Annotated in this window: 8 protein-coding genes; 4 read left to right on the top strand and 4 right to left on the bottom strand. The window is 50.6% G+C overall.

Features of this window, described 5'->3' with window-relative positions:
- Together ACTF5Z_RS09130 and ACTF5Z_RS09135 are read right to left on the bottom strand one after the other, a co-directional pair.
- On the bottom strand, positions 1-1,076 hold a 1,076-nt coding region (locus ACTF5Z_RS09130), incomplete at its 3' end, for a hypothetical protein (protein ID WP_438985364.1).
- Positions 1,069-3,198 (bottom strand): EAL domain-containing protein, encoded by a 2,130-nt coding sequence (locus ACTF5Z_RS09135; protein WP_438985365.1) that lies wholly within the window; start codon positions 3,196-3,198, stop codon positions 1,069-1,071. The genes ACTF5Z_RS09135 and ACTF5Z_RS09130, both read right to left, overlap by 8 nt.
- Before the next feature lie 121 nt (positions 3,199-3,319).
- Here ACTF5Z_RS09135 and ACTF5Z_RS09140 point away from each other — a divergent pair, with 121 nt between their 5' ends.
- Positions 3,320-4,288 carry a DUF3187 family protein gene (locus ACTF5Z_RS09140; protein WP_438985366.1) on the top strand — a complete coding sequence of 323 codons (969 nt, stop codon included), beginning with the start codon at positions 3,320-3,322 and terminating at the stop codon, positions 4,286-4,288.
- Between the two features lie 88 nt (positions 4,289-4,376).
- Here the strand turns inward: ACTF5Z_RS09140 and ACTF5Z_RS09145 are convergent, their stop codons facing one another.
- Together ACTF5Z_RS09145 and ACTF5Z_RS09150 are read right to left on the bottom strand one after the other, a co-directional pair.
- Entirely contained in the window at positions 4,377-5,183 is an 807-nt protein-coding gene (locus ACTF5Z_RS09145; protein ID WP_438985367.1) for an FHA domain-containing protein, read from the bottom strand.
- Positions 5,184-5,204: 21 nt separating this feature from the next.
- Positions 5,205-5,999, bottom strand: coding sequence for an FHA domain-containing protein (locus ACTF5Z_RS09150; protein WP_438985368.1), 795 nt, complete (start codon positions 5,997-5,999; stop codon positions 5,205-5,207).
- Positions 6,000-6,119: 120 nt separating this feature from the next.
- Between ACTF5Z_RS09150 and ACTF5Z_RS09155 the strand changes: the two genes are divergently transcribed.
- From ACTF5Z_RS09155 to ACTF5Z_RS09165, 3 genes are all read left to right on the top strand, one after another.
- Positions 6,120-7,835 (top strand): serine/threonine protein kinase, encoded by a 1,716-nt coding sequence (locus tag ACTF5Z_RS09155; RefSeq protein ID WP_438985369.1) that lies wholly within the window; start codon positions 6,120-6,122, stop codon positions 7,833-7,835.
- A 940-nt stretch (positions 7,836-8,775) separates the two neighbouring features.
- Positions 8,776-10,308 (top strand): caspase family protein, encoded by a 1,533-nt coding sequence (locus tag ACTF5Z_RS09160; protein ID WP_438985370.1) that lies wholly within the window; start codon positions 8,776-8,778, stop codon positions 10,306-10,308.
- A gap of 43 nt (positions 10,309-10,351) precedes the next feature.
- On the top strand, positions 10,352-11,587 hold a 1,236-nt coding region (locus tag ACTF5Z_RS09165), incomplete at its 3' end, for an Ig-like domain-containing protein (protein ID WP_438985371.1).

Genomic DNA, 11,587 nt, shown 5'->3' on the forward strand with positions numbered 1-11,587 from the left:
GTTCTTCTCGATTTCTCGCGGTAGATATCTAGATTGAAGATCGCCAGATAGAGCTCTTCATCGTCGCCTATTGTGACCACCTCCTGAAGTTGCTGGGTAATAAACTGACCTACCTTATGGTTACTTTGGTTAAATGGCGTAAAAGTTAATATCTTGTGCTGGGCTTTAGACGGCGCCAAAATTGAACGCACTTCTAGGCGCTGAGGCGAGTTTGACCAAGGTGTGTCGACCGTGACTGCAGTTTTTAGACTGCTTGTATTAGTGCCGTGAATCATCAAATCTATGTCGGTAACGCTAATGAGGCGTGTTTCGGAATAGTGCCCCATGGCCGAATTTTCGGTGAGTTTGAGGCAGGCTTCAGCCTCGCGGCTCAGCATGACTACGCGGTCAGCATCGTCTAACTCAATGGTGACGCCGGGAATGTCTCGGTACATTTCATGCACCAACTCGACTGACACTTCTGCTTGCGAGACTTCCTCGGCATCCCTCGCTAGAAGCGTTACGAGCTGTGAGCTCGCGATCTGAAATGGGATGGCTAAGCGGTATGTCAAATAAATACCCGCCAGGGTGGACGCCAATAGCATGACGCGTTGGTGGTTGCTAAAAATAATAGAATACCAGATTTCCGGTGGAGCTACCGATATCGTCCCTTGCGCGTTGTAGATTCCGATAGAGATAACAATTAGACATGTGCTCGCCGTTAATAGCGCTCTATCTCGCTTACGCTTCGAAATCAGATTGCCCGCTACCAGCCCTAGGAAAAGCGCTGGCCCTGCGGCCGTTGTTGGGCCGTAGCCGTAAAAACCCAGCGCTCCATAGGCAAGTAGGGCAAAGATGGTAAACGATAAATACGCGCTAGAAATCGCTCGGTCGGTGAGCCATACGTAGAGTCGAGTCGCTCCCAGAATAAAGGCGGCAAGTGTTAGCACTGTGCTTATGGCGTTCCATCCTGGCCGCGCTATGAGTATCGGCATAAAAGCGAGCAGTGTTATCGCGGGAGCCCAGCTAACGAGTAGCAGTGCTTTTCCGAGAGCCTTCTTTTGTGCTCGCGCGATTCGTACGGTGGTGTCAAGCATTGCGAGCCCCTCTTAGCATGGTGGCCGAAGCGACAGGGTCTGCAGGTCTGGAAAAAAAATAGCCTTGGCTCCAAAGAATGCCTAGCTCATTGATATAATTTAGGTCTCGCTTATCTTCGATGCCTTCTGCGATCACTGGGATCTTCAATTCTTTGGCCAGGTTTACAATCATCTTAAGCAGGGGGGCAGAGTTTTTAGCCGTTGTGGCAGAGCACAAAGACCCATCCAACTTCACGTAGTCAAAAGGGATTTGCATCAGACGTTCTATCGACGAGAATGCTTTACCAAAATCATCAATTGCGATTTTGAAGCCATGCTGCTTCAAGTCTTGTATGCTTGTCACAAACGATGCGATGTTTTCTATTCGTTGCGTTTCGATTAACTCGACAACAATGTGGGTTGGATTAAGCCGAAAAGCCGCGACTTGGTTTTTTAAGTGACTTCGTAAGGTGTCATCTTGGATGTCGAGAGCGCTCATGTTCAATGAGACGGTTTGAGTTGTGCCACTTTGTTGGTTGAGTTCTTCATATGCCTTGCAGAAAGCCGTAATCAAGCGTTTTGTCAATGCACGTCCAAGCCCGAGTTGGTTCGCGATCTCTATGAATACGGGGGGTGGTAAAGGGTCGGAACCCTTCCAGCGAGCCAGACCTTCGCAGAATAAAATTTCGTGGCTCGCGGTAGAGCGATGTATCGGTTGAAAATGGAACAAAAAGCCTTGCCCTGAGATTTGATTTAGCACGCGTTCGCGCAAAACTGCATCGGCGGGGTCGACCAGAGAGGCACTCCCTGCCGCAAAGAAGCTTCTGCTGTCAGTAAAATCGAGCGGCGATCGAAGGGTCTTTAGCTCAAATTTTATTTGCCACTCTTCCTCGAAAATACGGATTGTATGGGTGAAAAGTCGTTGCTTTGATTCCCTCATCACCGTTTCGTGGGCTTCTGAATCGGTAAGTAATAGTGCAGTGGTTGAACCCGACAGGCGCAGGGTGGCCTGTACTCCAGATTCAGGCAGGCGTTCGATATAGGATATGAGAGCGTCATCGGCAACGGATTTGCCAAATCGTGAAAAAAGAGCGGGATACTCGATGCAGCGTAATCGAATTACGGTTCGTGTGTCGATAGTGTTGTCTTGCTGTAGGTAACGGTCGAAGATATGCCGAGCGGCTTGAACGTCTCCAACATAGCCTGTTGCTGCGCCCGTAAAACGCTCTTCCGCGCGCGGGAATTCGATGTCAAGAACGGTTTGAAGTTTTCTACCTAAGATGGTGCTCCTATGGATTTTTGCCAGCGCTGGCGCCGCATCGGTAGCGGTAGTCAAGTTGACCAAAGCGCTTTTCTGATCGAGGTCAATGTCTACGTTGGCAGGAGACCGCAAAATATCTGAAAGCCTCTTACCCTCTACCGATTCCATGCTCATGCCTGCCTGGCTCAAAAAAACATAGCTTGCTCCGATGATGCGATCGGTTTGATCCAGCACGAGCAGGGCCCTTGGTAAAAATCGATGAATTGCGGTTTGAGCTAAAAAGCGATTTCGTGCGCTTTCGAAACGTTCTTGTAAAAACTGAGCGCGCCTGCTGAGATTTTCGGTGAACTTCGAGTGTATGATGGCGGTGAGCACGTATAGACACAAGATGATGTAAGTCAGGAGTAGGCTTTCAGCGAGTCCTGCATTAGGTCGAGTCAGAAAGGCATCGATATCTGGCCGTGTTAGACCTAAGAGGGCATATTGAGGCGACGATAGGCTGCAAACTAGGAATGTCGCCGCAGCTAAAATGACATAGACCTGGCTTTTTTGGAGGCTTTGGAAAGCGACAAATCCCATGATAGAAACCAGGATTAAATGTGGTGCAAAGGATATGGCGCCGAAGAATAAGGTCGTCCATAGACTTGCAGCGAAAATTGGAGCAATAAACAACCAAGATGCAAGCTTAAAGCTTACCCGCTGATTAACAACGAGTCCCAGTGTGGCCGCGATTATTCCAAAATAAGGCGCGGCGATTGTCACGTCGGGGGAAGACCGATCTAAGGTGATTATCCAGGCGACACAAAACGCAATCCCAAGATAGTGGAGTTGATTAAGCCCTTTTCTTTCTGGCTGGTCGGGTTCGAACTTTACTGTAGTCATTGCGATTTTATTTTTATCCTAGCATCGCTTGGGTTTGATTTGACTTTTCGAACGAATTACGTATGAAGTCTACATTAAAATGCTATTTTTACTAACAGTTTCGTTGTAGAGGTCGACGTTAATGTCTAAATTAAAAATCCATCAATTACTGGCGGGCATTGTTGTTGGGGCGCCCGGTTTGCTCCATGCCGATCTGCGAGATTCGCTGGACGTGCCTGAGCTCACGCCTTTTTCACAGATTTATCCTGCACACCGGTCTTTCGACGCCACCGATGCTTGGCAAATTGCGCTGCAATACGACCTTGCCAATACGCAGATCTACGAAACAAAGGCTGATGAATCGATGGCACTCGATTTGGAATATGAGCGCCGCAGCATCACTTTTGAGCGTGGTTTCGGTGAGGATTGGGCAATATCAATTTCTGTGGCTCGAGGCGCCTACCGTGAGGGGTCGACCGATGCTTTTATTGAGCGCTGGCACGACACATTTGGCTTGCCTAACGGGGCTCGCGACAAGTATCCGCAAGATCTAATTGCACTAAGATTCGCGCGTGCCGCTGAATCAGCTATTGATATTCAGGAATCGCAGTCGGCGTTACTCGATACGCACCTACAGGTTTCTAAGCGATTGAATAAAAAACACTCGCTCGGTGTTTGGGCAACCGTGCCAACAGGCAATGAAAAACGCTGGTTGGGCGCCGACGGTGTCAATCTGGGTGTGGCGTGGTCTTACACGTCGGCTTTCTCTGATATGGGTACTTGGTTTGCATCCATCGGAGGCATGAAGCTGGCGGATTCGCCGTCTCCGCTGCTCCGAAACAAAGATTTTGCCACTCGTTTTACGCTCGGTGGTTCTTGGCTCTTAAACGAGTCGGCTGCGCTAAAACTTCAAATGCATGGGCATACGGCATTCTACGATTCGGATCTCGCGCCTTTGGGCGACGACGCCCTAGTTTTAGTCATGGGTGGAACGGTACGCCTCTCCGAAGAATGGCTATTGGATATTTCGGTGACAGAGGATTTAGCCGTCGATGCTTCGCCGGATGTTGGCTTCCATATGCGTTTGACTTGGCATTCAGGGCGAGATTGAAGCCTCGATTGCTGAGTTGCATCAGGTTGCAGGTTTGTTACCGTGATCGCTTTACTTGCCAGTTTTGCTGCAGGTTATGAGAATCAGCTTAAAGAACTTTAAAAAGTAAGGTAAAGCGGCCCAGCTCGACGGTATCCCCGCTGTTCAGAAGACTTTGCGAGACGCTCTTACCATTAACTTTGATTCCGTTACGCGATCCGAGGTCTTTTAATTCATAGCTGCCGCCGGTGCACTCAAGCGCTGCGTGCTGACTAGAAACCGTGTGGTCGTCGAAATGGATTTCGCAAGTCCTCGAACGACCTAAGGTAAATGAACTTTTGCCAGCTGGCGGTACCAGATGGAGTGTGTTACGTCCGTTTTCAGCGAGCTCCATAAACGCCGCTTGTGCTTTGCTCGCGTCTACTTTTTTAAGTCGCAACAGATCATTCATCAGGTTGATGTTGGGGTTGGCGGCGGCGACTGGCGCGGGAGTGTCTTCTGGCTCCCAGCCCGGTGGCTGAGGGTACTCAATGTGAAATGAGGTGGCGTCGTCTTCGTGTTCTTCCAGGGCAAATGAACCTTGTTTGGCCAGTTTGTCTTGGTGGATTGTTATTTCATCCACCTTGCCTGGCTCGATAAAGACGAACGAAAAGTCGGCGATGGTGATCACATCGCCGTGCTGTAATTTCTCCGAGCTGCGAATTCGCCACTTATTCAATAAGGTGCCGTTAGTCGAGTTCATGTCGGTTAAATGAGCGCTATGGTTCTGAATCTTGATTGAGGCGTGGTGACGCGACACGTCTTTGCTGTTCAATGGGACGCTGCAGGTTTCATCACGACCAATGATGATGCCGTCTTCGGTTAGCTCGTGTATAGCTTCGGTGGCAAGGTTTTTAATACGAAAGGCCCCTGACATGCATTAATCCTCTGGGTTTCATCAGCTTAATGGTAGAAAGATAACGTCTATGTTGCCAAAGGTGATGCGATCGCCAGATGACAGATAGGTCATGTTGATCGCGAGATCGTTCACGTAAGTGCCATTGCGGGATTGTTGATCGTCGATTTGCCAGCGATCGCCGTGTTTTTGAATCAGGCAATGTTGACGTGAGATCGCGTTGTCTTCGATGGCGATATCGCAGTCACGTTGCCGGCCCACCAGCCAGCGTTGGGCGCTATTCTGTTCAAGAGTGTACAGCATAATTTGGTTGCGACCCGTGTGGCGAATGAGCACTGCGGTAGCATTGTTAAGTCCTGGTATGGCGCTTAAATCTGGCGCCCCGGTTTTCATGGGGTTTTTGAAGTGGGTGTTGTCGCGCTCGGGCTCTGAGTTGTCGATCTGGGCCGATTCGTGTGGGGTGCGAAATGAGGTGCTATCCGGCTGTCGAAAACTTGTTGAGTCCCCAGTTTTTTGGCGGAAAGAGGTGCTGTCATCTTTGATAGGCCGTGATGCTAAGATTTCTAAGATCACGTCTGCGATAACGATTTTATCCCCTTGCCGGAGTTTTTCAGGTCTGCTGACGCGCCAGTCATTCAATAGGGTTCCGTTGGTCGATTGTTGGTCCACGAGCACGTAGTCGCTTCCCTGATGCTCAATTGTTGCGTGGCGCCGCGAAACATCGCGATCGTCGATAAAAATATCGCTGGCGGGGTCTCGCCCTATAGAGACTATGTTTGAGTCCAGGCTGATAACAGCTCCGGTATCAAAGCGTTTAATCGATATCTTATCGGACATAACATCTTGCTTTAGTCGATTTAGGTTGATGCTAGCACCGTTTTTTTCTAAGAGCGACTTTTCTAAACGGTGTCAACCTGTGTTACAAATAGCCAAGTCAACGAATTTGGGCCTAAAACTATGGCGAAAGATGACGACAAGACAGAGATGCTTTCGGCACCTACATCTAATGATGACTTGGGGTCTGACGCTCCTACGCAAGTTTTAAACTCCGATTCTGAGCCGCAATCGGACAGCGACGCCACTGAGCTACTTCATGGCTCGCCTCAGAGTAACGCAGCCCATGACAAGGCTGAGTTTGAGGCAACGCAAATTCTCAGTCCGGCAGAGTCAGTTCAATCGCCAGATGCCGAGGTTACCGAGATCTTAGACGCCCCCAGCCAAGCTATGCTCTCATCGGGTGCCGACACTGAGGCGACCCAGATTTTAGGTGCTGATGACGCTACTCTCGTGATTGGCAGTGATGACGCCACGGTGATGACGGAGGCTTTGCCGCCCGCAGAAAATAACGGGGTAACGGGTGGAACGACCGGATATACCGGTTCCACGCGCGTCAATCCAGCGGGTGCAAAAGCCCTCGATCGCGCTCAAGGCGGGGTCATCAAGGATCGCTTCGTTCTGGAGGCGCGCCTGGGCAAGGGCGGTATGGGCCAGGTCTTTCGCGCGGTGGATTTACGCAAGCAAGAGGCGCAAGACGACAATCCACGTGTTGCCATTAAATTTCTAGGTGAGGAATTTGCCAAGCACCCTAGGGCTTTAATCAGTTTGCAGCGTGAGGCCAAAAAGACGCAACAGCTTGCTCATCCCAATATCCTGACGGTGTATGACTTTGACCGTGAGGGCGACCGCGTCTACATGACCATGGAGTTGTTAGACGGCGCCCCCTTGGGTGACTGGGAAGGCATTGAGTTTATAGAAGGCAAAAAGCCGCGCGTTGAATTCCTCATCCAAGAAATGGCCACCGGTCTGGCCTACGCTCACAAACAAGGTTTTGTGCACTCCGATTTTAAGCCGGATAACGTTTTCGTGACCGAAGACGGGCGCTTGAAGATTTTGGACTTTGGTATTGCTCGAATGATGGAGGAAGCCGCCGTCGAGGCCGATTCATTTGATGCAGGAGAGCTAGGTGCATTAACAGTACGCTATGCGTCGCTGGAAATGCTAGAGGGCAATAATAAGCCTCACCCCAGTGATGATGTCTATGCTTTGGGTTTAATGGCCTATCAGCTTTATGCGGGCAAACATCCCTATGACGGCAAGTCCGCTAAAAAAGCTCTAGAGGCAGAGATGGTGCCCGAGCCTATAAAGGGGCTTAAACGGCATCAGTGGCGCGCGATTCTCGGGGCATTGCAGCTCACGCGTGATGAGCGTACTAAAACGGCAGAAGAATTTTTGAAAGCCTTCAACGGCACGCAGCAACGTAACCAAGCGCTAATCGCTATGGTTGGGGTGTTGGTGCTGGTCTCAATGTACCTCTGGTATCAGGCGCGCTTGGCGGCAGGCCCTGCGATTCCCTTTGAGGAACTCCCGATAGCAACGCAAGAGATCATAATCAACGACATCGAGATGGGTCATAAATCAATAGACGCTGGCGATTGGGATGGTGCTTCGCGTTACTTCATGAACGCTTACGATTTGCATCCGCGTAACCCAGAAGTAGAGGTAGGGCTAGAGCGTGTGCGGGATATGGTGATTGAGCGAGCTGCAGGGATGACGAATTTGCGACAAAAAGAGTACCTGCTGAAGCTAGTAGATGCCTACTCTGAACATGAGTTTTTTGCGAACGACGAGCAAATGCGAGCGCTGCGTGAACAGCTTCGCGCTGAAGTTGATTAAGCCTAGGGATGTATTGGCGAGCTGCTTTCCCAGGCCCTCAGGATGTCGGGCCATTGTTCAAGCCAGCAGCAACGATGGTCGAAGTGGTCGATGACACCAATGTTTGCGGACGGGTTGTTGTCAAAGTATTTCTGGTTGATTGCCGCAGGCACTTCGAGGTCATTTTGTCCGTATAAATGCAGTTCTTGCCCTCTTATGTGGCGGTTATTCGTGGCGGGATTTACTGAGCCACTGAGCGCCGGAGTTTCATGAAAGTTTGTCCAAGCCGTGTGGTCAAGATTGGCGCCTAACGTTAGGACTCTGGTCACCTGCGGTAATTGTTGCGCTAGCAAGACCGCGAGTGTTCCTCCGCCTGAGTAGCCCACGAGTTCGAGATTTCTGTTACCGACGATTGTTATGAGCGCTTCCGACATAGTTGCTATGACTTTTTTCGAGTAGCGATCGCTTGTCCACAGTTTGGGTCGGCAACTCGAGGGTGCCGGTTCGATATCGTAGCAGGGCCGACTGATATAATGCGTCGCTTTTGGATCCTTCAGGAAAAGTTCAAACGCCAGCCTATCCGCTCCGCTCGGGTTAGAGCTTGGTTTGCCTTTCTTCCAAGGCTTGCCGTCGCCGCCAAGGTAAACTCTTAGAGTGTCGATTGTCTTTGTACGCGTCACACTCGATAGTGGAAAAGTAGTGGTTTCTACTGCTTGATAGTGAATCTCTGGGTGTTTTTGAGCGATTTCTTTAAGTGAGGTGTTCGAGCACCCCGAGATCGCAACAGAACCCAAAACAAATGGTAGGACGCATCCAAAACCTTGCCAATTTGTAATCTTGATCGCTTGAAAGCCCAGTTGACATAGTATTTTTGCAGGGGTTGAATGTAGTAGTGTCAAAACGCGAGACAATCGCGAGCAGAGAAGAGGCGCAAAAGTCTCTCGCCTACAAGGGGGTGCGGATGTTACGAATTTGGGGGTTGATCGTGTTATCGGGCTTAGTCGCGTGCGCAGCACCGGGGCCTACTCCTTCTATACCAGAAAACGCCAAAGTTGAAGATCTGTATATTGTCGACTGTTTGCTACCAGGGCAAGTCCGGCAGTTAGGGAATACGACTTACATGACCCCAAGGCGTCCGACCCGAACGACCGCGAGCGACTGCCGTATCCGCGGCGGTGAGTACGTAGCTTACGATCGCGCCGATTACAAAACCGCTTTAAGAGTGTGGATGCCCGCAGCCGAAGGTGGCGATGCCGACGCGCAAAATTCAGTGGGCGAAATTTTTGAGCAAGGCTTAGGTACCGAGCCCAATTATGAAGCGGCCGCGTTATGGTACAAGCGCGCTGCTGAGCAAGGTCACAAAGGCGCTCAGTTTAATTTGGGCACCTTATACGAAATGGGCAAGGGCGTTCCCCAAGATAAAGTGGCTGCTCTGAATTGGTACCGTAAAGCTTGGGGTGTGAGCGATGATGAGCTGGTCACACGTTCAGACTCAGAAAAAGCTTTGGTAGCGCAAGCACAAATTGCAGCAGATGCCAGAGCGCAAGCGGCGGCTGCACAGGCCGAGGCCGAGGCGGCTAAGACCGCAGCAGATCGTGCCAAAGAGCTGGCGGCCAACGCCAAGGCCGAGGCATTAGAGGCAAATACGGCCCTGGCCCAAGCGCAAGAGCAGCTGGCGGCCGCGCCTCTGCCAGAAGCCCCGAGTGCACAGGTTCAGCTGTCAAATGCCGAGCCCGATGTATTAAAGGCAAATGGTAAGACCTTTGGGCGTTATTTTGCCTTGGTGGTGGGCAACGGCGATTACGTACATCTGAATGACTTGCCGACACCCTTAGCGGATGCAGATCGTTTGGCCGAGGTGTTACAAGATCGCTACGGATTTCAGGTGCGACGCCTTCAAAACGGTGACAATGTAGCGCTCCTGCGAGCGCTGAATGCACTCAACGACGTGCTCGAAGAGGACGATAATCTTCTGATTTATTACTCGGGTCACGGTAGTCGACGGTCAGCCGGCGCCTTTGACAACGGCTACTGGTTGCCAGTCAACGCCGAGCGTGATCAAGACACCTTTTGGTTGCCGACCGAGCAGGTCGCAGGCCATTTAGCGCGCTTGAAAGCCAAGCGCATTATGGTGGTTGCCGATTCGGCCTTCGCTGGTATGCTGGCCGATAACCCCGCGTTTTTATTGGCGACAGATCCCAGCCAGTTGCGTAGTGATGCCTATGTGAATTTGCGTTTGCCCAACCGGTCTCGATTGCTAATGACTTCAGGTGTCGATGCGCCTGTGCCCAGGTTAAAAGCCGGTTTTACGTCGGTATTTGCCGACGCCCTGATCGGCGCTTTAGAAAAGAACCAGTCGGTGCTAACAGCGCCGGCGTTGTTTTTGGATTTATTGGATGAATTGGCGGTGCGACAACCAGAGCTTGATCCTGAGTTTAAAGCTATCAAGCGTGCGGGCGACGAGATAGGGGATTTCTTTTTCGTGGCTCGCTGACGGGCATTGGTAGACGGCCAAAAGAAACTCGAGGGGATGCGATATGGCAATTTTTAGGGCCGGTGTGCTTGCAGTCTCAGCTTTATGGTCGTCGACGGTCGCGGCCCAAACAGTGTCTGTAAACTTAGAAACGTTCTCTCTGGATGAAATTGGCGCCGGATCGATCTCATACTCAGATTCTTCAGGAAGTCAGATTTGTACAGCTACGTATGGTCTCACCTGCGTTGCCACCTATGATACCTCCGCAACGGTATCACTTACCGCGGTGCCAAACGAGGGTTCTGTTTTTAGTGGTTGGTATTCCTATATCCCTGGTGGAACGGAGGGAGGGGGCCCTTGCGATGGCAATACGGCGCCAACGTGTACGTTTCCAGCGACAGAGCTCACGGGTGTAAGTTATACGATTAGCGCCGATTTCAGCTCTGATAGTGCGAGTGGAGTGCCGCCTACGGCTTCGAGCCAAACGATCACAATTTCTGCTGGGACACAAACTTTTACTGGGAATTTACCTGCAGCATCTGACTCTGAGGCCGTGTATACGCTTTTGAGTCAACCAGAGGTGGGCTCAGTAAGCTTAGATGGAAGAATTTTTCAGTACATCAATGAGGGCGGCATTCAGGCGACAGATGGGTTTACATGGTCTGTGACGAACTCTTTTGGGGCGAATAGTTATCAAACTACGTTCTTGGTTGACACATCAATGGGCCCAATCGGTCAAGACTATTTTTTTGAGGCCGTCAACGGTACAGTTTTTTCTGGAACCCTACCAACACCGACTAATTTTTCTGGTGCGGTAACTTATAGCTTGGGAAGTCAGAGTCTCCTCGGAGCTGAAATTAGTATCAATCCGGATGGCACTTTTACCTATTTATACGGCGGTGAAGCACTCGCTAGCTCTGACTCGTTTGACTACACAATTACCGACGACGATGGGTCATCTACTTACACTGTTAATGTTGGCTTTGAGGTCAATAGTCCGCCCTTCGTCTCAAGCACCAGCGAATCGCTCTCGGTGCAAGAGGATTCTGCGGCAGTCTTCACGTTTTCTGTATTCGATACAGAGGGTGATGACTTTGTCATCCTACAGATTACTGCGAATGACGGCACACTTGAGGCGGCTGAACCGCCAAGTATTGACGATTTTGGCACCAATATCTCCCTGTCGTACACACCCTCTCTGGATTTTTCTGGAACTGACTTTATTACTGTAGAAATCCAAGCATTGACGTGGAATACGGAGCGAACGTCATATCTATTCCCTGTAAATGTGGTGGCGGTG

It is taken from the genome of Aequoribacter sp., from assembly GCF_965659035.1.
Classification (GTDB): Bacteria; Pseudomonadota; Gammaproteobacteria; order Pseudomonadales; family Halieaceae; genus Aequoribacter.

What these genes read in the sequence shown, in the direction of transcription:
- ACTF5Z_RS09150 (WP_438985368.1), bottom strand. Translation starts at nt 5,999, where the DNA reads ATGTCCGATAAGATATCGATTAAACGCTTTGATACCGGAGCTGTTATC.
- ACTF5Z_RS09140 (WP_438985366.1), top strand. Translation starts at nt 3,320, where the DNA reads ATGTCTAAATTAAAAATCCATCAATTACTGGCGGGCATTGTTGTTGGG.
- ACTF5Z_RS09135 (WP_438985365.1), bottom strand. Translation starts at nt 3,198, where the DNA reads ATGACTACAGTAAAGTTCGAACCCGACCAGCCAGAAAGAAAAGGGCTT.
- ACTF5Z_RS09155 (WP_438985369.1), top strand. Translation starts at nt 6,120, where the DNA reads ATGGCGAAAGATGACGACAAGACAGAGATGCTTTCGGCACCTACATCT.
- ACTF5Z_RS09160 (WP_438985370.1), top strand. Translation starts at nt 8,776, where the DNA reads ATGTTACGAATTTGGGGGTTGATCGTGTTATCGGGCTTAGTCGCGTGC.
- ACTF5Z_RS09145 (WP_438985367.1), bottom strand. Translation starts at nt 5,183, where the DNA reads ATGTCAGGGGCCTTTCGTATTAAAAACCTTGCCACCGAAGCTATACAC.